This window comes from Pseudoxanthomonas sp. GW2, assembly GCF_000283075.1.
GTDB lineage: Bacteria > Pseudomonadota > Gammaproteobacteria > Xanthomonadales > Xanthomonadaceae > Pseudoxanthomonas.
Genome location: NZ_ALIP01000113.1, coordinates 1 through 24422, shown reverse-complemented (window position 1 = coordinate 24422; position 24422 = coordinate 1). Strand labels below are relative to the sequence as shown.

Annotated in this window: 17 protein-coding genes and 1 tRNA gene; 10 read left to right on the top strand and 8 right to left on the bottom strand. The window is 72.6% G+C overall.

The annotated features are described in order from the left end of the window. A complete protein-coding gene (locus B351_RS0109075; protein ID WP_019398724.1) occupies positions 1-3105 on the top strand; it encodes an efflux RND transporter permease subunit in 3105 nt (1034 codons plus the stop codon). 264 nt (positions 3106-3369) lie between these two features. Here the strand turns inward: B351_RS0109075 and B351_RS0109070 are convergent, their stop codons facing one another. Beyond that, the gene (locus B351_RS0109070) at positions 3370-4197 is read right to left on the bottom strand and encodes an aminotransferase class IV (protein WP_232207910.1); all 828 of its coding nucleotides are present in this window, start codon (positions 4195-4197) and stop codon (positions 3370-3372) included. 70 nt (positions 4198-4267) lie between these two features. Next, on the bottom strand, positions 4268-5638 hold the full coding sequence (gene ffh, locus B351_RS0109065; protein WP_019398722.1) for a signal recognition particle protein: 1371 nt from the start codon (positions 5636-5638) through the stop codon (positions 4268-4270). Positions 5639-5808: 170 nt separating this feature from the next. On the opposite strand from ffh, the gene B351_RS0109060 reads away from it, so the two are divergent. The 7 genes from B351_RS0109060 to B351_RS0109030 all read left to right on the top strand — a co-directional run bounded on the left by B351_RS0109060 (position 5809) and on the right by B351_RS0109030 (position 14159). Then, positions 5809-6258: a MarR family winged helix-turn-helix transcriptional regulator gene (locus B351_RS0109060; RefSeq protein ID WP_019398721.1), complete on the top strand. Its 450-nt coding sequence runs from the start codon at positions 5809-5811 to the stop codon at positions 6256-6258. Positions 6259-6261: 3 nt separating this feature from the next. Further along, the gene (locus B351_RS0109055) at positions 6262-7740 is read left to right on the top strand and encodes an efflux transporter outer membrane subunit (protein WP_019398720.1); all 1479 of its coding nucleotides are present in this window, start codon (positions 6262-6264) and stop codon (positions 7738-7740) included. 13 nt (positions 7741-7753) lie between these two features. Beyond that, positions 7754-8944, top strand: coding sequence for an efflux RND transporter periplasmic adaptor subunit (locus B351_RS0109050; protein ID WP_019398719.1), 1191 nt, complete (start codon positions 7754-7756; stop codon positions 8942-8944). A gap of 15 nt (positions 8945-8959) precedes the next feature. Beyond that, on the top strand, positions 8960-10546 hold the full coding sequence (locus B351_RS0109045) for a DHA2 family efflux MFS transporter permease subunit (protein WP_026010539.1): 1587 nt from the start codon (positions 8960-8962) through the stop codon (positions 10544-10546). Positions 10547-10749: 203 nt separating this feature from the next. After that, complete coding sequence (locus tag B351_RS0109040; RefSeq protein ID WP_019398717.1) at positions 10750-11541, top strand: inner membrane protein YpjD; 792 nt, start codon at positions 10750-10752, stop codon at positions 11539-11541. Positions 11542-11547: 6 nt separating this feature from the next. Beyond that, the gene (locus B351_RS0109035) at positions 11548-13269 is read left to right on the top strand and encodes a ShlB/FhaC/HecB family hemolysin secretion/activation protein (protein WP_019398716.1); all 1722 of its coding nucleotides are present in this window, start codon (positions 11548-11550) and stop codon (positions 13267-13269) included. Continuing rightward, complete coding sequence (locus B351_RS0109030) at positions 13266-14159, top strand: filamentous hemagglutinin N-terminal domain-containing protein (protein WP_019398715.1); 894 nt, start codon at positions 13266-13268, stop codon at positions 14157-14159. Before B351_RS0109035 ends, B351_RS0109030 begins: the two co-directional genes overlap by 4 nt. Positions 14160-14172: 13 nt before the next feature. On the opposite strand, the gene radA is transcribed toward B351_RS0109030, so the two are convergent. After that, on the bottom strand, positions 14173-15570 hold the full coding sequence (radA, locus tag B351_RS0109025; RefSeq protein ID WP_019398714.1) for a DNA repair protein RadA: 1398 nt from the start codon (positions 15568-15570) through the stop codon (positions 14173-14175). Between the two features lie 198 nt (positions 15571-15768). Between radA and B351_RS0109020 the strand changes: the two genes are divergently transcribed. Beyond that, a tRNA-Thr gene (locus tag B351_RS0109020) sits at positions 15769-15844 on the top strand. Between the two features lie 207 nt (positions 15845-16051). Here the strand turns inward: B351_RS0109020 and B351_RS0109015 are convergent. Beyond that, positions 16052-16630 carry a DUF488 family protein gene (locus tag B351_RS0109015; protein ID WP_026010538.1) on the bottom strand — a complete coding sequence of 193 codons (579 nt, stop codon included), beginning with the start codon at positions 16628-16630 and terminating at the stop codon, positions 16052-16054. Between the two features lie 117 nt (positions 16631-16747). Here B351_RS0109015 and B351_RS0109010 point away from each other — a divergent pair, with 117 nt between their 5' ends. Then, the gene (locus B351_RS0109010) at positions 16748-19039 is read left to right on the top strand and encodes a DUF3772 domain-containing protein (RefSeq protein ID WP_019398712.1); all 2292 of its coding nucleotides are present in this window, start codon (positions 16748-16750) and stop codon (positions 19037-19039) included. A gap of 15 nt (positions 19040-19054) precedes the next feature. On the opposite strand, the gene ispH is transcribed toward B351_RS0109010, so the two are convergent. The 4 genes from ispH to B351_RS0108990 are packed head-to-tail and all read right to left on the bottom strand — an operon-like array spanning position 19055 to position 24357. Beyond that, positions 19055-20005, bottom strand: coding sequence for a 4-hydroxy-3-methylbut-2-enyl diphosphate reductase (gene ispH, locus B351_RS0109005; RefSeq protein WP_019398711.1), 951 nt, complete (start codon positions 20003-20005; stop codon positions 19055-19057). Positions 20006-20060: 55 nt separating this feature from the next. After that, positions 20061-20567 (bottom strand): signal peptidase II, encoded by a 507-nt coding sequence (gene lspA / locus B351_RS0109000; protein WP_026010537.1) that lies wholly within the window; start codon positions 20565-20567, stop codon positions 20061-20063. Beyond that, positions 20564-23410 carry an isoleucine--tRNA ligase gene (gene ileS / locus B351_RS0108995; RefSeq protein ID WP_019398709.1) on the bottom strand — a complete coding sequence of 949 codons (2847 nt, stop codon included), beginning with the start codon at positions 23408-23410 and terminating at the stop codon, positions 20564-20566. The genes lspA and ileS overlap by 4 nt, the downstream gene beginning before the upstream one ends. Continuing rightward, the gene (locus B351_RS0108990; protein ID WP_026010536.1) at positions 23407-24357 is read right to left on the bottom strand and encodes a bifunctional riboflavin kinase/FAD synthetase; all 951 of its coding nucleotides are present in this window, start codon (positions 24355-24357) and stop codon (positions 23407-23409) included. The genes ileS and B351_RS0108990 overlap by 4 nt, the downstream gene beginning before the upstream one ends. Positions 24358-24422 lie beyond the last annotated feature (65 nt).

The following is a 24422-nucleotide window of genomic DNA, read 5'->3' as shown; positions in this document are numbered from 1 at the left end:
ATGCACGAAGGCGCCTCGCCCAACCTGTCGCGGGTGTTCATCGAGCGCCCGGTCGCCACCGTGCTGCTGGCGGTGGCGGTGGTGCTGTGCGGCCTGCTGGCCCTGCGCCAGCTGCCGGTGGCGCCGCTGCCGCAGGTCGACTACCCCGCGATCCAGGTCAGCGCCAGCATGCCCGGCGCCAGCCCCGAGTCGATGGCGGCCACCGTGGCCACCCCGCTGGAGCGGGCGCTGGGCAGCATCCCCGGGATCACCCGCATCACCTCCAGCAGCAACCAGGGCAGCACCCGCGTCGACCTGCAGTTCTCGCTGGACCGCGACATCGACGAGGCCGCGCGCGAGGTCCAGGCCGCGCTCAACGCCGCGCGCGCGCAGCTGCCCTCGGGCATGCCGGGCATGCCGCAGTACCGCAAGATCAATCCGTCGCAGGCGCCGATCATGACCATCGCGCTGAGCTCGGACACGCTCACCCCGGCGCAGGTGTTCGACGTGGCCTCGACCGTGCTGGCGCAGAAGATCGCGCAGGTGCCGGGCGTGGGCGAGGTCGGCGTCGGCGGCGGCTCGCTGCCGGCGGTGCGGGTCTCGCTCAACCCCGGCGCGCTGAACCAGTACGGCATCGCCCTGGAGGACGTGGCCGCGGCGATCCGCAACGCCAACGCGCTGCGCCCGCTGGGCACGGTGGCCCGCGACGACCGCCAGTGGCAGGTCGAGGCCGGGCTGCAGCTGCGCACAGCGGAGGAATACCGCGACCTGGTGGTGGCCTGGCGCGACGGCCGCGCGGTGCACCTGCGCGACGTGGCCCAGGTCGGCGAAGGCACCGAGAACCGCTACGCCTCCGGCTTCCACAACCGCCGCGCGGCGGTGCTGATGATGGTCAACCGCCAGCCGAACGCGAACATCATCCGCACCGTGGACGCGATCCACGGGCAGATGGACACGCTGCGGGCGCTGCTGCCGGCAGGCGTGGACATGAAGGTGGTGATGGACCGCTCGCCGGTGATCCGCGCCACCCTGCGCGAGGCCGAGGCCACCCTGGTGCTGGCGATCGGCCTGGTGGTGCTGGTGGTGCTGGCGTTCCTGGGCAGCTGGCGCGCGGCGCTGGTGCCCTCGCTGGCGATCCCGGTCTCGCTGTTCGGCGCGCTGGCGATCATCTGGCTGGCCGGGTTCTCGCTCAACACGCTGTCGCTGATGGCGCTGATCGTGGCCGCGGTGCTGGTGGTGGACGACGCCATCGTGGTGCTGGAGAACATCTCCCGGCACCTGGCCGCCGGCCTGTCGCCGGTGGCGGCGGCGATGCGCGGCGCCGGCGAGGTCGGCGCCACCCTGCTGTCGATGAACATCGCCCTGGGCGTGGTGTTCGTCTCGATCCTGTTCCTGGACGACTTCGTCGAGAAACTGTTCCGCGAGTTCTCGCTGACCCTGGTGGCGGCGATGGCGGTGTCGGTGGCGGTCTCGCTGAGCTTCACCCCGGCGCTGTGCTCGCGCCTGCTGCGCAGCGCCGGCCCGGACCGGGTGGTGCCGCCGTGGGAGCGGCTGGGCGAGCTGCTGTTCGGCGGCCTGCGCCGGCTGTACCTGCGTTCGCTGGACCGCAGCCTCGCCCGCCTGCCGCTGATGCTTTGCCTGCTGCTGGGCACGGTGGCGCTCAATGCCTACCTGTTCGCCAAGGTGCCCAAGGGCACGGTGCCGCAGCAGGACACCGGCCAGCTGCGCGGCTTCATCCGCGGCGACGACGGCCTCTCGTTCCAGGTGATGCAGCCGAAGATCCAGGCCTACCGCGAGTTCCTGCTGCAGGACCCGGCGATCGCCGACATCGCCGGCTACATCGGCGGCGGCACCGGGGTGAACAACGGCTTCGTGATGATGCAGATGAAGCCGCTGGCCGAGCGCAAGGTCTCCAGCCGCGAGGTGATCGACCGCCTGCGCCGGAACCTGCCCAAGGTGCCCGGCGGCAACCTGTGGTTCTGGGTGGACCAGGACATCCGCATCGGCGGCGGCAACGACGACGGCAACCTGGACCTGCAGCTGCTGGCCGGCGACATCGGGCCGCTGCGCGAGTGGACGCCGAAGGTGCAGGAGGCGCTGGCGGCGCTGCCGCAGCTGGTGGACGTGGACTCCAGCGGCGACGAGGGCATGCGCCAGGTGCGCCTGGAGATCGACCGCGAGGCGGCGGCGCGGCTGGGCGTGGACATGCGCACGGTCGGCACCGTGCTCAACAACTCCTTCAGCCAGCGCCAGGTGGCCACGCTTTACGACAGCCTCAACCAGTACCGGGTGGTGATGGAGCTGGATCCGCGCTACACCACCTCGCCGGAGACGCTGGACCAGGTGTACGTGATCGCCGCCGGCGGCCACCGCGTGCCGCTTTCGGCGATCGCCAGCTGGGGCTACGGCATGGCCCCGGACCGGATCCAGCACCATTCGCAGTTCGTCTCCACCCGGATCAGCTTCGCCCTCGCCCCGGGCGTCACCCTGGGCGAGGCCACCGCGGCGATCGAGGACGCGATGGCGAAGATCATGCTGCCCACCGAGGTCCAGGCCCGGCTCGGCGACGAGGCCGGCAGCCTGCAGGACCTGCGCGACCGCCAGGCGTGGCTGATCCTGGGCGCGGTGCTGGCGGTATACCTGGTGCTGGGCGTGCTGTACGAGAGCCTGGTGCAGCCGCTGGCGATCCTGTCGATCCTGCCTTCGGCCGGGATCGGCGCGCTGGTCGCGCTGCTGCTGTTCGACGGCGAGCTCAACCTGATCTCGCTGCTGGGCCTGTTCCTGCTGGTGGGCGTGGTGATGAAGAACACCATCCTGATGGTGGACTTCGCGCTGGCGGCGCAGCGCGAGGGCCAGCCGGCGCAGGCGGCGATCCTGGAGGCGGCGAAGCTGCGCTTCCGCCCGATCCTGATGACCAGCGTGGCCGCGCTGCTGGGCATGCTGCCGCTGATGCTGGCCACCGGCGAGGGCTGGGAAATGCGCCGCCCGCTGGGCATCGCCATCGTCGGCGGCCTGCTGGTCAGCCAGGTGCTGACGCTCTACACCACCCCGGCGGTGTTCCTGGCCCTGGACCGGCTGCGCGAGCGGATGGCGGGAAGGACGGGATTGGTGGTTCGGGATTCGTGATTCGGGATTCGGGATTGGCAGGAGCGCTTGCTGGTACCGGCCGGGCTGGCGGAAGGGTCGTCGCCCGGATAACCCAAGCGCATCCGGGATCCAGGTGCGATTGCAGGCCCAACCCTGCGCGGCCGCGTCTCCGGGAGTGGGATCCGGATTCGGATTGGTCATGGTCTGCAAGGCCACCATGGATTCCTGGCGACGCAGCCGCCTACGAATCACCAGGCACCAATCACCAATCACCAATCCCGAATCACCAACCACCAATCCCCGTCACGCCAACGGCTCCCAGGGGGCATGGGCGGCGGCGTATGCCAGCAAGGCGTCCAGCTCCGGCGACGGCGCGAATTCCACCGTGTCGATGGCGGCGATGCGCTGCACGCCGCTGGCGTTGGCCGCGAACGCGGCGGCGAAGTCGCCGACCTCGCCCAGCGCGACCGGCCGCACCTGCTGCATGCAGCCCAGGGTCCCAAGCCCGGCCTGCAGCAGCTGCTCGGCGGTGCCGCGCAGGGCCGGGCCCGCCGGCCAGGTGATGCCCCGCCCGTCCCAGAAGCCGATGTTCCAGACCGTGCCTTCCACCACCCGTGCGTCCGCGCCCGTGCCGTCCACGAACAGCGCATCGTCATAGCCGTCCCGCATGGCCAGGCGCCGGTGCTGGAACAGCGGGAAGGTGGCCACGTGCTTGAGGTGCGGGAACGGACGCACGAAGGCGACGCTGCGCACCCGGATCGCCTTGCCCGATGGCCGTGCCGGCGCGGTGGCGGAGACCAGCACGTCCGCCTGCAGCGCGCGCAGCGGCTGGCGGTGGTCGAAACCGCGCGCGAACACGGCCACGCGCAGGGAGCAGTCGCCGCCTTGTTCCGCCGCGGCCTGGGCCATCCAGGCCCGGACCTGGGCCTCATCAAGCGCAGCGTCGAACAGCTCGGCGTTGCCCTGGCCCAGCCGCGCCAGGTGCAGCTCCATGCCCTGGGCGCGGCCACCACGCACCTGCAACGCGGTGAAGTGGCCGTAGTTCACCTGCGCCAGCGCGCGCAGGCCCTCGGGATCGGAGGCGGCCGGGCGGCCGTTGAGCAGGAAGCTGCCCGAAGGCGGCTGCGTCATCGCGTCCTCCATCGTCCTCGACCGGGCCAGCCGGCCGGCGCCGGGGCCGCGTGGCCAGCCCGCGCGTGGATCAGCGGAACGGCATGCGGCCCATGCCGCCCATCATGCCCTGCAGGCCGCGCATCATCCCCTTCATGCCGCCGCGGCCCATCTTCGCCATCATCTTCTCCATCTGCTGGTACTGCTTCAGCAGCTTGTTGACGTCGGCCGGGGTGGTACCCGAACCGCGGGCGATGCGGGCACGGCGCGAGCCGTTGAGCAGGCCCGGGTTGCGCCGCTCCTTGGGGGTCATCGAGCCGATGATGGCGATCATGCGCGGCACCTCGCGGCTCTGCGCCACCTGCTGCTTGAGGTGCTCGGGCACCTGGCCGAGGCCGGGCAGCTTGTCGATCAGGCCGGCGATGCCGCCCATGTTCTGCATCTGCTCCAGCTGGTCGCGCATGTCGTTGAGGTCGAACTTCTTGCCCTTGGCGACCTTGGCGGCCAGTTTGGCGGCCTTCTCCTGGTCGACGGTCTGCTCGACCTGCTCCACCAGCGACAGCACGTCGCCCATGTCGAGGATGCGCGCGGCGACGCGGTCGGGGTGGAACACGTCCAGGCCGTCGACCTTCTCGCCGGTGCCGACGAACTTGATCGGCTTGCCGGTGATGTAGCGCACGGAGAGCGCCGCGCCGCCGCGGGCATCGCCGTCGGTCTTGGTCAGGACCACGCCGGTCAGCGGCAGGGCGTCGGAGAACGCCTTGGCGGTGTTGGCCGCGTCCTGGCCGGTCATGGCATCGACCACGAACAGGGTCTCGGCCGGGTTGACCGCCGCGTGCAGCGCCTTGATCTCGGCCATCATCGCCTCGTCGATGGCGAGGCGGCCGGCGGTATCGACGATCAGCACGTCGACGAAGGACTTGCGCGCATCGGCGATGGCGGCGCGGACGATGTCCTCCGGCTTCTGCCCGGCGTCGGACGGGAAGAACAGCACGCCGGTCTGCTCGGCCAGCGTCTTCAGCTGCTCGATCGCGGCCGGACGGTAGACGTCGGCGCTGACCACCATCACCTTCTTCTTGCGCTTTTCCTTCAGGTGCCTGGCCAGCTTGCCGACGGTGGTGGTCTTGCCGGCGCCCTGCAGGCCGGCCATCAGGAACACCGCCGGGGCCGGGACATTGAGGTTCAGGTCGGTGGCGGACGAGCCCATGACCGCGGTCAGCTCGTCGCGCACCACCTTGATCAGGGCCTGGCCCGGGGTCAACGACTTCAGCACCTCCTGGCCGACCGCGCGCACCTTGATGCGCTGGATCAGGGCCTGGACCACCGGCAGGGCGACGTCGGCCTCCAGCAGGGCGATGCGGACCTCGCGCACGGCCTCGCTGATGTTGGACTCGGTCAACCGGCCGCGGCCACGCAGGCGCTCGAGGGTGCCGGACAGGCGCTGGGTCAGGGATTCGAACATGCAGGCGGACCGGAAGGCGGAAAACGGCCGGCGATTATAGCGGGCGCGGGGCAGTGCCCCCGTCCGTTGCGCCTGCGCACTGTGCCCGGCCGGTTCCGGCCCCGGGCACAGGTTGAACAGGCAATATTTGCGCTTGCAAATATTGCCAGGGCGAGTATCCTCCCGTCCCCATGTCTTCGCCCCCCGTCTGCTCCGGCTCCAGCCTCGGCCTGCTCGTGCGCCAGGTCCGCGACGCCATGCGCGCGCGCTGGCAGCACGAGCTGGTCAAGGTCGGCCACGACCTCACCTTCAGCCAGTTCCTGATCATCAAGAAGCTGTCCGAGGGCGTGGCCAACGCCACCGAGCTGGCGCGCATCGCCGAACTGACCCCGGGCGCCATGACCCGCCTGCTGGACAGGCTCGAGGCCCGCGGCCTGATCGTGCGCGGCGCCGATCCGGGCGACCGCCGCGCGCTCAACATCCGCCTGACCGAAGGCGGCAAGCAGATCGCGCGCGACATCGCCCAGTGCGGCGAGCGGGTCAGCGAGGCCGCCTTCGCCGGCCTGGACGAAGCCCAGCGCGCGCAGTTCGTGCGCCTGCTGGAGCAGGTCCGCGACAACCTTTCCATTCCGGAAACCTGACCGATGCCTGCCCTCCCCCACCCCGGCCGCCGCCTGGCGGCCATCGGTACCCTGTCCCTTGCGCTCGCGCTGGCCGGCTGCGCCAGCACCGGCGGGCTGGAGCCGGCCGCGCAGTTGCGCGATGCCGACACCCATGCCGCCGCGCGCAGCCTGGACGGCGCGCCCACCAGCCCGGCCGCGTTCCCGCGCCAGGACTGGTGGCGCGCCTTCGGCGACCCGCAGCTGGACACGCTGGTCGCCGAGGCCCTCGACGGTAGTCCCTCGCTGGTGGCCGCCGACGCCCGCCTGCGCAAGGCCCGCGCCCAGGCCGGCCTCGCTTCCGCCGCGCGCAAGCCGACCGTGGCCGGCAGCGCGCAGTACGCGGTGGCCCAGCTGCCCGAGGGCCTGGCCGGCGAGGAGCTGGGCGGCCAGCTGATGCACAACGCGGTGCTGATGCTCAACTTCGACTGGCCGCTGGACGTGTGGGGCGGCAGGCGCGCCGACTACGAGGCTGCGCTGGGCGAGGCCCGCGCCAGCCAGATCGAGGCCCAGGCCGCACGCCTGTCCCTGGCCGCGAACGTGGCGCGCAGCTACATCGCCCTGGCCCAGGCCCACGAGGCGCACGACATCGCCCTGCGCGAGCAGCAGCGCAGCGAGCGCCTGCTGCAGCTGGGCCGCCAGCGCGTGGACGCCGGCATCGACGGCGCGCTGTCGCTGCGCAACGCCGAGACCGCCATCGCCACGGCCAAGGCCCAGGTGGAGGCGGCGCAGCAGCAGATCGACGCCCTGCGCACTGCCCTCGCCGCGCTGCTGGGCCAGGGCCCGGACCGCGGCCTGGACATCGCCCGCCCACGCCTGCTGCAGGCTCCCGCGCCGGCGCTGCCGGGGGTGCTGCCGAGCGAACTGCTGGGCCACCGCCCCGACGTGGTCGCCGCGCGCTGGCGGGTCGAGGCCGCGGCGCAGGGCATCAAGTCGGCCAAGGCCACCTTCAGGCCCAGCATCGACCTCAGCGGCCTGGTCGGCCTGGCCGCCACCGACTTCGCCGACCTGTTCGACGGCGACGCCGTGCTCGGCTTCGGCGGCCCGGCAATCAGCCTGCCGATCTTCGACGCCGGCGCGCGCCGCAACCGGCTGGATGCGCGCAATGCCGACTACGACCTGGCCGTGGCCCGCTACAACCAGGGCGTGGTCGATGCCCTGCACGAGGTGACCGACGCAGTCCAGGCGATCCGCTCGCTGGACGCGCAGGAACGCTCGCTGCAGGAGGCGCGCGCCTCCGCCGAGGCCGCGCTGCAGCTGGCCGAGGCCCGCTACCACGCCGGCATCGGCAGCCAGCTCGAGGTGCTGTCCGCGCAGCGTCCGCTGCTGCAGGTCGAGCAGCAGCTGGCGGCGCTGCGCGCGCAGCGCTACCTGGCCGCGGTCGACCTCGACCGCGCGCTTGGCGGCGGCCTGTCCTTCGACGCGCCCGCTACCGCATCCACCGCCTCCGAACCGAACTCCTGAGCCCCCCACGCCCATGACCACCGAAACCAATCCGCAAGTGACCGCGCCGGCCGCGCCCGCCAGCAATGGCAAGCGCCAGCGCGCCCTGAAGATCCTGCTGCTGGTCGTGGTCCTGGCCGGCGCCGCCTGGCTGGCCTGGTACCTGCTGTACGCCCGCTGGCACGAGGACACCGACGACGCCTACGCCCAGGGCAACGTGGTGAGCGTGGTGCCGCAGACCGCCGGCACCGTGGTCGGCATCCAGGCCGACGACGGCGACCGGGTCGAGGCCGGCCAGGTGCTGGTGCAGCTGGACCCGAACGACGCCCAGGTCGCCTACGACCAGGCCGTGGCCAACCTGGCCGCGACCGTGCGCCAGGTGCGCGGTTACTTCGGCAGCGCCGACGCTGCCCAGGCCGAACTGCGCGCGCGCCAGGTCGCGGTCGAGCAGGCACGCGCCGACGTGAAGCGCCGCGAGGGCCTGGTCGCCAGCGGCGCGATCTCGCGCGAGGAACTGGCCCACGCCCGCGACGTGCTCGCCGCCGCCGAGGCCGCGCTGGGCACCGCCCGGGGCAACCTGCAGCGCAGCCGCGCCCTGGTCGATGCCACCACCGTGCAGGAGCAGCCGCAGGTGCAGGCCGCCGCCTCGCAGCTGCGCCAGGCCTACCTGGAACTGCAGCGCACCGCGATCGTCGCCCCGGTGTCCGGCTACGTGGCCAGGCGCCAGGTGCAGCTGGGCCAGCGCGTGCAGCCCGGCGCCACGCTGATGACCGTGGTGCCGCTGGAGCAGATGTGGGTGGAGGCCAACTTCAAGGAAACCCAGCTGGCGCGCATGCGCATCGGCCAGCCGGTCGAGGTCAGGGCCGACCTGTACGGCGGCAGCGTCCGCTACCAGGGCAAGGTCGCCAGCCTCGGCCTGGGCACCGGCAGCGCGTTCTCCCTGCTGCCGGCGCAGAACGCCTCGGGCAACTGGATCAAGATCGTGCAGCGCGTGCCGGTGCGGATCGAGCTGGACCCGCAGCAGCTGGCCACCCATCCGCTGCGCCTGGGCCTGAGCATGCATGTCGACGTGGACGTGCGCGATGACAGCGGCCAGGTGCTGGCGCAGTCGCGCGGCGAAGGCGAGCCGCGCTTCTCCACCGCCGTCTACCGCAGGCAGCTGGACGAGGCCAACGCGCTGATCACCCGGATCATCGAGCAGAACCTGCCGCGCGCGCACGGCTGACGGACGCCCTCCCCCATGTCCTCCACCGCCGCCACCGCCCCCGGATCCGGCGCCGCGCCACGCGCGGCCGCCGCGGCCCAGCCATTCCGTCCGCCCAGCGTGGCCCTGGCCACCCTGGGCCTGGCGCTCGCCTCGTTCATGCAGGTGCTGGACACCACGATCGCCAACGTCTCGCTGCCGACCATCTCCGGCAACCTCGGCGCCAGTGCCAACCAGGCGACCTGGGTGATCACCTCGTTCGCGGTCAGCAACGCCATCGCCCTGCCGCTGACCGGCTTCCTCAGCCGCCGCTTCGGCGAGGTGCGCCTGTTCCAGTGGGCGACCCTGGCCTTCGTCGTCGCCTCCCTGCTGTGCGGCATCTCGCAGAGCATGGGCATGCTGGTGGTCTCGCGCGCCCTGCAGGGCTTCGTCTGCGGCCCGATGTACCCGGTGACCCAGGCCCTGCTGCTGTCGATCTATCCACCGGCCAAGCGCGGCCAGGCCATCGCCCTGCTGGCGATGGTCACCGTGGTCGCGCCGATCGCCGGCCCCATCCTCGGCGGCTGGATCACCGACAACTACAGCTGGGAGTGGATCTTCTTCATCAACGTGCCCATCGGCCTGTTCGCGGCCTGGGTGGTGAGCTCGCAGATGAAGGGCCGGCCGGAGCGCACCGAGCGGCCGAAGATGGACTACATCGGCCTGGCCACCCTGGTGCTGGGCGTGGGCGCGCTGCAGATCATGCTCGACCTCGGCAACGAGAAGGACTGGTTCCAGTCCACCGAGATCGTGGTCCTGACCATCATCGCGGTCGTGGCGCTGGCGGTGTTCGTGATCTGGGAACTCACCGAGAAGGACCCGATCGTCAACCTGCGCCTGTTCCGCCACCGCAATTTCGCCGCCGGCACGGTGGCGATGGTCACGGCCTACGCCGCGTTCTTCGCGATCGGCCTGATGGTGCCGCTGTGGCTGCAGCGGAACATGGGCTACACCGCGATCTGGGCCGGCTTCGCCACCGCGCCGATCGGCATCCTGCCGGTGCTGCTGACGCCGTTCGTGGGCAAGTACGCCACCCGCTTCGACCTGCGCATGCTGGCCAGCCTGGCATTCGTGGCGATGGCCACCACCAGCTTCATGCGCGCAGGCTTCAACCTGGACGTGGACTTCGAGCGGGTGGCGATCATCCAGCTGGTGCAGGGCATCGGCGTGGCGCTGTTCTTCATGCCGGTGCTGACCATCCTGCTGTCGGACCTGGAGCCGCACGAGATCGCCGCCGGCTCCGGCCTGGCCACCTTCGTGCGCACCCTGGGCGGCAGCTTCGCCGCCTCGCTGACCACCTGGGCCTGGAACCAGCGCACCACCATCCACCATGCGCGCCTGACCGAGCACCTGCCCGCCAGCGACGAAGGCGTGCGCCAGCTGGCGATCCAGCTGGGCCAGGGCGACCTCACCCGCGGGGCGCTGATGCTCAACCAGGAGATCGGCCAGCAGGCCGCGCAGATCGGCTTCAACGAGATCTTCCACCTGCTTGGCATCATCTTCCTGGCGGTGATCGTGCTGGTGTGGTTCGCGCGGCCGCCGTTCACGGCCAAGGGGCCGCGGCCGGTGGGCGGCGACCACTGAGCGCGCCCGCCGCCGCGGCGGGCGCGCAGCACGGCCACACACAGTGCCGCCCCGGGCACCGCGCCAGGCTGGCATGATGGCCGGCCCATCCCTCCCGCGCCGCCGCCAGCGGTGACGCCGCGACGCTGCCTTGGCGCCCGCCGTGGCGGTCAAGGCAACCCATGACATTCCGGTTGGCCGCGGCGCTATGCGACACTCACGCGATGACAATCGTTCTCATTGCCGCACTTGCCTACCTGACCGCCGCGGGCCTGCTGTTCCGCGCCATGGGCCAGGGCCGGCCGCAGCCGGGACGCGCCTGGCTGACCGCGGCGGCACCGGCGGTCCTGCTGCACGCCGCCTACCACCTCCTCGTCGCCTGGCGCACGCCCGGCGGCCCGGACATGCACTTCTTCTCCGCCCTGTCGCTGGTGGGCATGGGCATGGCCGGCATGACCATGCTGGTGGGCGCGCGCGGACGCATGGCCGCGCTGGGCGTGTTCGCCTTCCCGCTGGCGGCGGCGCTGCTGGTCGCCTACCACCTGCACGGGCACACCACCTCGACGGTGCTGGGCTGGCGCCTGCAGCTGCATGCCTGGCTGGCGCTGCTGGCCTACGCCACCCTGGCCATCGCCACGGTGCTGGCGGTGATGCTGCGCATCCAGGAGCGCGCGTTGCGCCGGCGCACCTTCAGCACCTGGCTGCGCTCGCTGCCGCCGCTGACCGAACTGGAGTCGCTGCTGTTCCGCACGATCGGCGCCGGCTTCGCCCTGCTGAGCCTGACCCTGCTGACCGGCGTACTTTTCGTCGAGGACTTCCTGTCCCAGCACCTGGTGCACAAGAGCGTGCTGAGCATGCTGTCGTGGCTGGTGTTCGGCGGCCTGCTGCTGGGCCGCTGGCGCTACGGCTGGCGCGGCGTGCGCGCGGTGCGCTGGACCCTGACCGCGATGGTGCTCCTGCTGCTGGCCTTCTTCGGCAGCAAGTTCGTGCTGGAACTGGTGCTGGGCAGGCCCTGAACCGCCATGCGCTCGACCGCACGGCGCCCGCACCGGCCCACCCGTAGCCGGCCCGCTCCCCGCGGGGCGGCGGTCCTGGCCGCGGCCCTCGCCGCGCTGCTGCCCCCGGCATCGGCGCTGGCCACGCCGCCGGATGCCGGCCAGGTGCAGCGCCAGGCCGAGCGCGCGCTTGGCATGGCGCCGGTGGCGCCGCCCGCGCCCGCGACGCGCGAACAGCCCGCGGCCGACGAAGCCGGGCCGCGGTTCGAGGTCCGCCGCTTCCGCCTGGAAGGCGCCACCCTGCTGCCGGAGGCGACCCTGCAGGAAGCGCTGGCGCCCTGGCGCGACCGCCCGCTGCGCTTCTCCGACCTGCAGGCGGCCCTGCGCCGGATCGTGGCGCTCTACCGCGCCCACGGCTGGTTCGCCCGCGCCGAACTGCCGGAACAGGACATCACCGACGGCACGGTCGTCGTGCAGGTGCTGGAAGGCCGCCTTGGCCGGATCGGCGTGCTGGACGCAGGCAGCCGCGCGCGCGGCGACTTCGTGGCCGCCATGGCCGGCCGCGGCCTGCGTGCCGGCGAGCCCTATCCCATGTGGCGGCTGGAGCGCGGCCTGCTGCTGGCCAACGACCTGCCGGGCGTGTACGTCGACGGTGTGCTGCAACCCGGCCAGGAACCGGGCACCAGCGACCTGGTGCTGCAGGTCGAGGACGGCCCGCTGTTCGGCGGCAGCCTCGCGGTCGGCAACGACGGCAGCCGCTACACCGGGCGCGCGCAGGCGATCGGCCGGCTGACCGTGGACAACCCCAGTGGCTACGGCGACCAGCTCGGCGCCACCGTGATGCGCGGCGAGGAGCTGGAGTACGCCGGCGCCAGCTACACCCTGCCGCTGGGCGCCAGCGGCCTGCGCGGTAGCCTCGGCTATACCGACCTGCATTACCGCCTGGGCAAGGAGTTCGAGGAGCTGGAGGCGCGCGGCGCCTCGCGCCTGTACCGCGCCGGCGTGAGCTATCCCCTGCTGCGCAGCGAGGCGGCCAACCTCGAGATGGAGCTGGCCTGGGCCCGGCGCCTGCAGGAAGACGCCAGCCTCGGCGAGGAGCTGCGCCGGCGCCGCCTGCACGACCTAACCCTGAGCCTGTTCGGCGATGCCGTGCACGCCGGCAGCGGCCATACCGCCTGGATCCTGGACCTGGCCCATGGCCGCGTGCGCCTGGGCCTTCCGGTCGAGCTGGAGTTCGACAGCGCCGGCGTGCACGGCGATTTCTCCCTCGCCCGGCTGGAGCTGCGCCACGACCGCTGGCTTGGCCGGGACTGGTACCTGCGCGCGCGCGTCAACGGCCAGTGGGCCGACGGCAACCTCGATTCCTCGCAGCAGTTCGTGCTCGGCGGCCCCTCGGGCGTGCGCGGCTATCCGGTCAACGAGGCGCCCGGCGACAGCGGCGCGCTGGCCCAGCTGGAACTGCACCGGGTGTTCCCGGCGCCGGGCAGCAGCGAGGTCGACGCCTTCCTGTTCGCCGACGGCGGCCGCATCCGCGCGCGCCAGGATCCCTGGGACCCGGCGCTGGTCAACCGCTACGGCCTGGCCGCGGCCGGGCTGGGCCTGCGCTGGTACCGCCGCGGCACCACCCTGGGCCTGGCGCTCGCCGCACCGCTGGGCGACAACCCGGGCGGCCTGGACGGCGCCAACCAGGATGGCACCCGCCGCGGGCCGCAGCTATGGTTCAACCTGCGCCAGCGCTTTTCGCCATGACCCACCGCTCCGGCCCTAGCGAGTACACCGCCATGCGCCCGACCCGCATCCATGTCCTGTGCCTGGCCACGGCCGCCACCCTGGCGCTTGCGGCCGGCGCCGGCGCGCAAGAGCGCGATGCCCTGCCGCAGGACGGGCGCGTGGTCGCCGGCAAGGCCGACCTGGCCCGCCACGAGCGCAGCCTCACCATCACCCAGCACAGCCAGCGCGCGATCCTGGAATGGCGCAGCTTCGACATCGGCGCCGATGCCGCCGTGCACTTCGTCCAGCCCGATGCCTCGGCGGTGGTGCTCAACCGGGTGCTGGGCGGGCAGCCTTCGCGCATCGCCGGCCGGCTTTCCGGCAACGGCCACGTCTACCTGGTCAACGCCGCCGGCGTGCTGTTCGCGCCCGGCGCGCAGGTGGACGTGGGCCGGCTGGTGAGCACCGGCCTGGACATCGCCGACAGCGAATTCATGGCCAGCGACGGCCGCTTCGACCAGGCCGCTCCGGAAGGCCTGCTGCCGATGGCGCCGAGTGCAGGCAATCCGCCGCTGCCCCTGCGGGTCGCCGATCCGCAAGCGGAAGATGCCGAACCGCCGGCCGGCGCAGGCGCCGCGCCCGGCCGCGGCCTGCTGACCCTGGATGCGGGTGCCGGCGGGCACCTGCGCATCGGCCTGCAGCCGGAGCAGGTGCAGGCGCTGGTCGACGAGGGCGGCCTGCAGGAGGATGGCGGGGACCTGGTGCTGTCGGATGCCGGCAGCGCCGCCCTGGTTTCCAGCGCGGTGGCCACGGGCACCACGCCGCAGGCGCGCGGCGTGGCCGTGCGCGACGGTCGGGTGCTGCTGGTGGCCGTTCCCGCCGGCGCCGCCCCGGCGGCGCCGCAGGCCTCCGCACCCGGCCGGCCCTGAGGCGCTGCCGCGCTCAGGCGTGTTCCAGCGCGTCGGCCAGGCGCTCGACCGCGATCACTTCCAGGTCCTTGTACTTCGTGCCGCCACGCGGGGCGTTGGCCCTGGGCACGATCGCGCGCCGGAAGCCATGCGTGGCCGCCTCGCGCAGGCGCTCCTCGCCGTTGGGGACCGGGCGGATCTCGCCGGACAGGCCGACCTCGCCGAAGGCGATGGTCTTGTCCGGCAACGGCCGGTCGCGCAGCGAGGACAGCACCGCCAGCAGCACCGGCAGGTCGGCCGCGGTTTCCTGCACGCGGATGCCGCCGACCACGTTGACGAACACGTCCTGGTCGCCGACCGCCACGCCGCCATGCCGGTGCAGCACCGCCAGCAGCATGGCCAGGCGGTTCTGCTCCAGGCCCACCGCGACCCGGCGCGGGTTGGACAGCGGCGAGGAATCCACCAGCGCCTGCACCTCCACCAGCAGCGGACGGGTGCCCTCGCGGGTCACCATCACGCAGCTGCCGGGCTGGCGCGCGCTGCCGGAGAGGAAGATCGCCGAAGGGTTGGGCACTTCCTTCAGGCCCTTCTCGCCCATCGCGAACACGCCCAGCTCGTTGACCGCGCCGAAGCGGTTCTTGAACGCGCGCAGCACGCGGAAGCGGCTGCCGCTCTCGCCCTCGAAGTACAGCACCGCGTCGACCATGTGCTCGAGCACGCGCGGGCCGGCGATGCCGCCCTCCTTGGTGACGTGGCCGACCAGGAACACCGCGGTGCCGGTCTCCTTGGCGTAGCGCACCAGGCGCGCGGCGCTCTCGCGCACCTGGCTGACCGAGCCCGGCGCGGCGGTCAAGGTCTCGGTCCACAGGGTCTGCACCGAGTCGGCCACGATCAGCCGCGGCTTGGCCTCCGCCGCGTGCCGCAGGATCGATTCGACCCCGGTCTCGGCCAGCGCCTGCAGGTTGTCCAGCGGCAGGTCCAGGCGCACCGCGCGCCCGGCCACCTGGGCCAGCGATTCCTCGCCGGTGACGTACAGCGCCGGCAGCTGCGGGGCCATCTTCGCCACCGCCTGCAGCAGCAGGGTGGACTTGCCGATGCCCGGGTCGCCGCCGACCAGCACCACCGCGCCCTCGACCAGGCCGCCGCCCAGGACCCGGTCCAGCTCGCCGATGCCGGTGGACACGCGCACCTCGGCGGCCTGGGTGACGTCCTTCAGCGCGGTGACCTTCGGCGGGTCGACCTTGCCGGCCCAGCCGCTGCGGCGCGCCGCCGGCGTCGCCGTGCCCGCGGCGGAGGCCGGCTCCAGCACCACCTGCGAGAGCGAGTTCCAGGCACTGCACTCGCCGCACTGCCCTTGCCACTTGCTGTACTCGGCGCCGCATTCGCCGCACACGTAGGCGGTGCGCGCCTTGCCCGGTTTCGCCATGGCCATCGATGCCTTTCGTCCAACGAGGGCGGCAGCATACCCGCCGCGGTTCGCGCCGGCTGAGACGCACGCGCCCGGCCGGGCAGGCCAAGGCAGGCGGCCCGCCGCCGCGCGCACCGCCGATGCCCCGTCCCCGGCCCCGCTGGCCTGCGCGGCGCCTGTCCGGTTAGAATCGCGCCCCCCGGCCGCTGCGGCGCCCGGCCTGCCGGAATAGCTCAGTTGGTAGAGCGGCGCATTCGTAATGCGTAGGTCGTAGGTTCGAATCCTATTTCCGGCACCAATCCCGAACGCCCGGCCCCGTGCCGGGCGTTCGTCCTTCCGGCCGCCCTAGCCTTCCACCTCCGCTCCCGGCGGCGTCATCGCCAGCGGCCCGGATCCAGCCATCAAGCGACGGCACTCCAGGCCCGGGCAGCCGCTGATTGCAGCCGGCGCGCCAACAGAGGGCACCTGGAGGCTCCTCCTCTTCCCGCCCGGACCGGCCAGCCGGTCATCCTTCCGGGAACAGCCCGCCCTGCAGCGCCGGATAGACGAGGCCATCGCCGGCCGGGCGCGCATCGGGGTTGCCGGGGTGCGGCTGCGCCGGGCCGGCGTCGAGGATGTGCAGGACCTGCCAGCCGCGGTGCTGCAGCAGGTCGGAGAGCAGGCGGCGGTGGCAGCGCCACCACACCGCCTCGGCGCACATCAGCGCGGTGCGTTGCGTGGCTGCCAGTTCCAGTGCCGCGGCCAGGCCCTCGCCGAATTCGGTGCTGGCCATGTGGTCGGCGTAGCCGCGGAAGCCGGCATTGCGCCAGGCGGCGTTGGGCGAATCCGGCCGCGGTGCGCGGCGCCCGCCCAGCTGCGGCAGCCAGCGGTAGCCGATCCCGGCCTGCGGCAGCGCGCGGGCCAGGGCGTCGCTGGCGAACCATGGGTAGCGCCGCGAGCCCGGGTAGCGGCGCACGTCGGCGATCGCGCCGATGCCGTGCGCGCGCAGCAGCTCCAGGAACGCCTCCCACTCCAGGGTGGAATGGCCGACGGTCCAGATGGTCGGCGCCGCCGGGTCCTGCCTGTCGTGCTGCCGTTGCGCCATGTCGTCCGCCGCCAGGGATCCGGCCGCCAGCATGGTCCCCGCCCGGTGAAAGCACGGTCGCCCGTGCGCCGCGCGCCCGGTGCTAACGTAACCGCCCCATCCGCGACCCGACCGTCCATGCACCGGACCGCCTTCCTGCTGCGCCCGCTCCTGCTGCTCTGCCTCGTCCTCGGCGCGCCAGCCCTGGCCGACGAGCCCGACGTGGACGCGGGCCGGCGCCAGCTGGAGACGATCGCCACCCGCCTGGAGCGCTACGAGCACGATGCCGAGCTCGCCAAGGCGCGCGAGGCGGTGCTGGAGATCCAGGCCGCGGCGCAGGCGCTGATCGACGGCCGCACCCCGGAGCTGCAGAGCCTGGACGCGCGCCTGGCCGAACTGGGCGAGGTGCCGGAAGGCCAGGACGAACCCGGCGACGTGGCCCGCGAGCGCCGCGCCCTGCAGGACCAGCGTGCGGCGGTGGATGCGGAACTGCGCCAGGCACGGCTGGCGGTCGTGGAAGGCACGCAGCTGCTGGAGCGCATCGCCACGCTGCGCCAGCAGCGCTTCTTCGGGATGCTCTCGGAGCGGACCACGCCGCCGTGGCGGCCGGCGTTCTGGCGCCAGCTCGCCGCCAGCGCCCCGCGCGACCTGGGCCGGGTGCGCAAGCTGTGGCACGCCGTCGTCGAGGCCAGCCGCGAACACTGGAAGGCGGCCGGCCTGCAGCCGCTGGTGAGCCTGGGCCTGGCCGTGCTGCTGGCGGCCGGAGCCTGGTGGCTGGGCCGCCGGATCCCGGAGCTGGCCACCCGGCACGTGCCGCCGGGCCGCCTGCGGCGCTCGGCCCCGCCGACGCTGCGGGTGCTGCTGGCACTGGTCGCAGCGCTGTGCGTGGCGCAGCTGGTACGCGGCGCGCTGCTGCCGAATGCGCCGCCGGCCGCGGTGGCGGCGCTGGCCGGGCATGCGCTGGCGCTGGCGGTGTTCGTGGCGGTGGCCACCGCCCTGGGCAGCGCGCTGCTGTCGGTGGACCGGCCCTCGTGGCGCCTGCCGGCGATCTCCGACGCCGGCGCCAGGGCGCTGCGCGTGTTCCCGCTGCCGGCGGCGCTGGTGATCGCCCTGGCCAGCCTGGGCCAGGAGGTGGTCCGGCTGGCCGCGACCAGCCTGGACCTGGCGGTGGCCATCACCGGCCTGTCGGCGGCGCTGTGCGTGGCGCTGGTGCTGGTGGTGCTGCTGCGGATCCAGCGCCTGCAGCCGCTGGCCGACGCGGGCGACGCGCCGCCGGTCCACTTCCGGCCGTGGATGAACGTGGCCGTCAGCCTGGGCTGGATCGGCAACGCGGTCGCGTTCCTGGGCCTGGTGGCCGGCTACGTGGCGCTGTCGGCCTTCGTCGGCATGCAGGTGATCTGGGCGGTGATGGTGGCCGCCACGGCCTGGCTGGCGATGCGCTTCGTCGACGACCTGGTGTGCACGGTCCTGGCCTCGCGCGGCGCCGCCGGCAGGCGCATCAACACCCGCTTCGGGATCGAGCCGCGCCTGGTGGACCGCGCCGCGGTGCTGCTGTCGGTGGCCTTGCGCGCGGTGGTCGCGCTGGCGGCGCTGATCGCGCTGGCCATGCCCTGGGGCGCCGGCGGCACCGACCTGGTCGACCGCAGCATGCAGCTGCTGCGCGGCATCACCATTGGCGAGCTGGTCCTGAGCCCGCGCAACATCGTCCGCGCCCTGCTGGTGTTCGCCGGCGCCAGCCTGCTGCTGCACCTGTTCCGGCGCTGGCTGGAACGCCGCCTGCTGCCGACCACGCGCATGGACGAGGGCATGCGTGCCTCGGTCGCGACCCTGGTCGGCTACGCCGGCATGGTGCTGGCGATCGCGATGGCGCTGGCGGCGATCGGGGTTGGCCTGGAGCGGATCGCGTGGATCGCCAGCGCGCTGTCGGTGGGCATCGGCTTCGGCCTGCAGGCGATCGTGCAGAACTTCATCTCCGGCCTGATCCTGCTGGCCGAGCGCCCGGTCAAGGTCGGCGACTGGGTGGTGGTGGGCGACGCCGAGGGCGACATCCGCCGGATCAACGTGCGCGCCACCGAGATCCAGACCGGCGACCGCACCACGGTGCTGGTGCCCAACTCCGAGCTGATCACCAAGGCGGTGCGCAACCGCACCTACGCCAACGCCGAGGGCCTGGTGAAGATCCAGCTGCCGATGCCGCTGTCGACCGACCCGGACCGGGTGCGCGACCTGCTGCTGGAAGTGTTCCGCGAACACCCGGCGATCCTGGAAACGCCCGCGCCCTCGGTGGCGATCGACAACATCACCAACGACCGCATCGTGTTCAGCGCCAGCGGCTACGTGCCCTCGCCGCGCCAGGCCTCGGCCACGCGCAGCGCGCTGCTGTTCGAGATCCTGCGCCGGCTGCGCGCGCAGGAGATGCCGCCGGGCTGAGCCGGCGCGCCGCGCTCAGTCGACCAGGCGCAGGCGCAGTTCCTTCGGCAGGGCGAAGACCATGTTCTCCGGCTCGCCCTCCAGCTCGGTGACGCCGCCGGCGCCCAGCTCGCGCAGGCGCTCGATCACCCCGTCCACCAGCACCTGCGGCGCGGAGGCGCCGGCGGTCAGGCCGACCCGCTGCTTGCCGGCGATCCAGGCCGGATCGATCTCGTGGGCGCCGTCGATCAGGTACGACTCCACGCCCTCGCGCCGGGCCAGCTCGGCCAGGCGGTTGGAGTTGGAGCTGTTGGGCGAGCCGACCACCAGCACCAGGTCGCAGCGGCGCGCCAGTTCGCGCACCGCATCCTGGCGGTTCTGGGTGGCGTAGCAGATGTCGTCGTTCTTCGGCCCCTGGATCGCCGGGAAGCGGCGCTGCAGGGCCTCGATGATGCCGCGGGTATCGTCCACCGAGAGCGTGGTCTGGGTGGTGTAGAACAGGTTCTCCGGCTGGCGCACCTCCAGCCTGGCCACGTCCTCCACGCCTTCCACCAGGTAGATGCTGCCGCCGCCGCACTGGGCGTCCCACTGGCCCATCGTGCCCTCGACCTCCGGGTGGCCGGCGTGGCCGATCAGGACCACGTCGCGCCCGGCGCGGCAGTGGCGCGCCACCTCCAGGTGCACCTTGGTCACCAGCGGGCAGGTGGCGTCGAACACCTTCAGCCCGCGGCGCGCGGCCTCGTTGCGCACGTCCTTGGACACGCCGTGGGCGCTGAAGATCACGGTGTTGCCGTCGGGGACCTCGTCCAGCTCCTCGACGAAGATCGCGCCGCGGGCGCGCAGGTCGTCGACCACGAAGCGGTTGTGCACCACCTCGTGGCGCACGTAGATCGGCGCGCCGAGGGTCTCGATCGCGCGCTTGACGATCTCGATCGCGCGGTCGACGCCGGCGCAGAAGCCGCGGGGGTTGGCGAGGATGACGTCCATGGGCGGGATTATCCGATATCCGGGCCGCGGCGGCCGGCCGCGGCGCCGGCGGGGTTCAGGAAGCCGGCTTGCGGCGGGCGCCGGCCAGGCCGAACAGGGCGATGCCGATCGCGCCGCCGACCACCGCGCAGTCGGCGATGTTGAACGCCGGCCAGTAATAGTCGCGCCAGTGCCACTGGATGAAATCGACCACGTGGCCGTGGACCAGGCGGTCGATCACGTTGCCCAGGGCGCCGCCGATCACCAGCGCGTACGGCAGGGCCTGGCGCCAGTCGCCGCGCGGGGTGCGCCACAGCCACCAGCCCATCAGCCCGCTGATGGCGAAGGCCAACACGCTGAAGAACACGATCTGCCAGCCGCCAGCGTTGGCCAGGAAGCTGAACGCCGCGCCGGTGTTGTAGGTGCGGTACCAGTTCCAGAAGCCCTCGATCACCGGCACGGCGGTGAACTCGGGCAGGCTGGACAGCACCCAGGCCTTGCTCCACTGGTCCAGCACGATCCCCGCCGCCGACAGCAGCAGCCACGGCAGCGCGTTCGGGCGCGGGGCGGGACGCGGGCTCAGAACCACCTCCGCGCTTCGCCCGGGCCCTCGATGTTGGACACGCAGCGGCCGCAGGCCTCCGGGTGCCCCGGATGCGTGCCGACGTCGGCGCGGTAGTGCCAGCAGCGCACGCACTTGGGCTTGCTGGTGGGCTGGGCGGTGACGAAGATGCCGTCGGTCTGCGCCGGCACCACGGTCACGTCGCCGCTGATGAACAGGAAGCGCAGTTCCTCGGCCAGCGGCTGCAGGTGGGCCGCGGTCTCGGCGCCGGCGGTCACGGTGATCTCGGCCTCCAGCGCGGCGCCGATCTGGCCGTTGGCGCGCATCGGCTCCAGCACCTTGGCCACCTGCTCGCGCAGCGCCAGCAGGCGCTCGAAGTCGGCCGCGCCCAGCTCCGCGTCCTCCGGCATGGGCGCCAGGCCCTCGTACCAGGTGGCGAACAGCACGTTCTCCTCGCGCTGGCCGTCGCCGGTGTCCTTGGGCAGGTAGCCCCACAGCTCGTCGGCGGTGAAGCTGAGGATCGGCGCGATCCAGCGCACGAAGGCCTCGGCGATGCGGTACATCGCGCTCTGCGCGCTGCGGCGGCCGCGCGAGTCCTCGCCCATCGTGTACAGGCGGTCCTTGGTCACGTCCAGGTACAGCGAGCCCAGGTCCACCGAGCAGAAGTTCAGCAGCGCCTGGACGATGCCGGCGAAGTCGTAGCGTTCGTAGGCGGCCTTGATCTTCTCCTGCACTTCCCAGGCGCGGTGCACGATCCAGCGGTCCAGCGCGACCATGTCGTCCAGCGGGCACAGGTGCCGCGCCGGCTCGAAGCCGTGCAGGTTGGCCAGCAGGAAGCGCGCTGTGTTGCGGATGCGGCGGTAGGCGTCGGCGTTGCGCTTGAGGATCTCCTGCGACAGCGACATCTCGTTGGAGTAGTCGGCCGAGGCGATCCACAGGCGCAGGATGTCCGCGCCCAGGGTCTTCATGATGTCCTGCGGCTCGATGCCGTTGCCCAGCGACTTGGACATCTTGCGGCCGTGCTCGTCCACGGTGAAGCCGTGGGTGAGGCACTGCCGGTACGGCGCGGCCTTGTCGATCGCCACGCCGGTCAGCAGCGAGGACTGGAACCAGCCGCGGTGCTGGTCCGAGCCTTCCAGGTACAGGTCGGCCGGCTTGCCCAGGCCGCGCTCCAGGAGCACCGCCTCGTGGGTCACGCCCGAATCGAACCAGACGTCGAGGATGTCGGTGATCTTCTCGTAGTCGCCGGCCTCCTCGCCCAGCAGCTCGGCGGCATCCAGCGAGTACCACACGTCGATGCCGCCCTGCTCCACCCGGTCGGCCACCTGGCGCATCAGCTCGCTGCTGCGCGGGTGCGGCTCGCCGGTCTCGCGGTGCACGAACAGCGCGATCGGCACGCCCCAGGTGCGCTGGCGCGAGATCGTCCAGTCCGGGCGGCCCTCGACCATGCCAGCGATGCGGGCCTTGCCCCACTCGGGATACCACTTGACCGTGTCGATGGCGGCCAACGCGTCGGCGCGCAGGTTGGCCTGCTCCATCGAGATGAACCACTGCGGGGTGGCGCGGAACGCGATCGGGGTCTTGTGGCGCCAGCAGTGCGGATAGCTGTGCTCGAGCCTGCTCGCGGCCAGCAGCACGCCGGCCTCGCGCAGCACCTCGACGATGACGTCGTTGGCCTTCCAGATGTGCTGGCCGGCCAGCTCCACGCCGCGCGCGGCCGGGGTCGACGGCAGGTACACGCCGCGGCCGTCGACCGGATTGAGCTGGGCCGCCGTGTACTTCTCGATCAGGCCGTAGGCCTTGCCGACCACGTAGTCGTCCTGGCCGTGCCCGGGCGCGGTGTGGACCGCGCCGGTACCGTCCTCGGCCGACACGTGGCTGCCGAGGATCACCGGGATGTCGCGCTCGGCGTAGAACGGATGCGCCAGCAGCTGGTGCTCCAGCGCGGAACCGGCGGCGCGACCATGCACGGTCACGCCGGCCACGCCGTAGCGCTGCAGCGCGCGCTCGGCCAGCGCGTCGGCCAGCACCAGCCAGCGGCGGCGGCCATCCTGTGCCGGGCCTTCGACCAGGGCGTACTCCAGGTCCGGACCCAGCGACACCGCCAGCGAGGCCGGCAGGGTCCACGGGGTGGTGGTCCAGATCGGCACCGCGCCCTCGACGCCTTCCGGCAGCTCGACGCCGAAGGCGCGCGCCACCGCCTGCGGGTCGCGCGCCAGGTAGGCCACGTCGATCGCCGGGGAGACCTTGTCCTGGTACTCGATCTCGGCCTCGGCCAGGGCCGAGCCGCAGTCGAAGCACCAGTGCACCGGCTTCACGCCGCGGGTCAGGTGGCCGTTGTCGACGATCCTGGCCAGGGCCCGGATCTCGTTGGCTTCGAAGCGGAAGTCCAGGCTGCGGTACGGGTTGTCCCAGTCGCCGATCACGCCCAGGCGCTTGAAGTCCTTGCGCTGGATCTCGATCTGCGACTGCGCGTATTCGCGGCACTTCTGCCGGAACTCGGTCGCGTCGAGCTTGACCCCGACCTTGCCGTACTTCTTCTCGATCGCGATCTCGATCGGCAGGCCGTGGCAGTCCCAGCCCGGCACGTACGGCGCGTCGAAGCCGGCCAGGTGGCGCGACTTGACGATGATGTCCTTGAGGATCTTGTTGACCGCATGCCCGAGGTGGATCGCGCCGTTGGCATACGGCGGGCCGTCGTGCAGGACGAACAGCGGGCGGCCCTTGGCATGGGCGCGCAGCTTCTCGTAGAGGCGCTCGGACTCCCAGCGCGCGAGGATCTCGGGCTCGCGCCGCGGCAGGTCGCCGCGCATGGGGAAGTCGGTGGCGGGCAGGTGTAGGGTGGCTTTGTAGTCCTGGCTCACGCCGTGGCTCGCAGTCGTTCGGATTCGGAAAGGATGGCGCGCGCCTGCTCGGCATCGCACTGCATCTGCGCGGTCAGGGCCGGCAGGTCGGGGAATTTCTCCTCGTCGCGCAACTTGGCGACGAACTCGACCTCGATGTGGCGCCCGTAGAGGTCGCCGGCGAAGTCGAACAGGTGGGCTTCCAGCAGTGGCTCCACGCCCTCGACCGTGGGCCGGGTGCCGAAGCTGGACACCGACGGCCACGGCTGCGCGGCCACGCCGTGCACCCAGGTCGCGTAGATGCCGGACAGCGCCGGCGCCTTGGGGAACCGCAGGTTCGCGGTCGGGAAACCGAGGGTGCGGCCGAGCTGGCGGCCGCGCACCACGCGCCCGCCGATCGCGTAGGGCCGGCCCAGCAAGGAATGCACGCGGGCGAAGTCGCCGGCGACCAGGGCCTCGCGGATGCGGGTGCTGGAGACGCGCTCGCCCTGGGCCTGCACCGGCTCGATCTCGCCGGCGTGGAAGCCCAGTTCCGCGCCCATGGCCTGCAGCAGGGCCAGGTCGCCGCCGCGGCGGTGGCCGAAGCGGAAGTCGGGGCCGATCCACACCTCGCGCGCGCCCAGCCGGCCGGCCAGCACGCGGCGCACGAAGTCCTCGGCCGGCATCGCCGCCAGCGCGGCGTTGAAGCGCAACAGGCCCAGGTGGTCCAGGCCCTGGTCCAGCAGCAGGCGGATGCGGTCGCGCGGCAGGGTCAGGCGCGGCGGCGGGCTGCCGCGGCCGAAGAACTCGCGCGGCAGCGGTTCGAAGCTCAGCGCGACCGCCGCCACGTCCAGCGCGCGTGCGCGCGCCACGGCATGCCGCACCAGCGCCCGATGGCCGAGGTGGAGGCCGTCGAAGGCGCCGATGCAGACCACGCTGCCGCGCGGGCACAGCAACCCGCCATCGACGTCACGGAACAGCCTGCTCATCTGCTTGGGTATGACCTGGGACGCCCCGCGGCGCCAGCCGGCGCCGGCCCGGGGCCGAGCCTGCA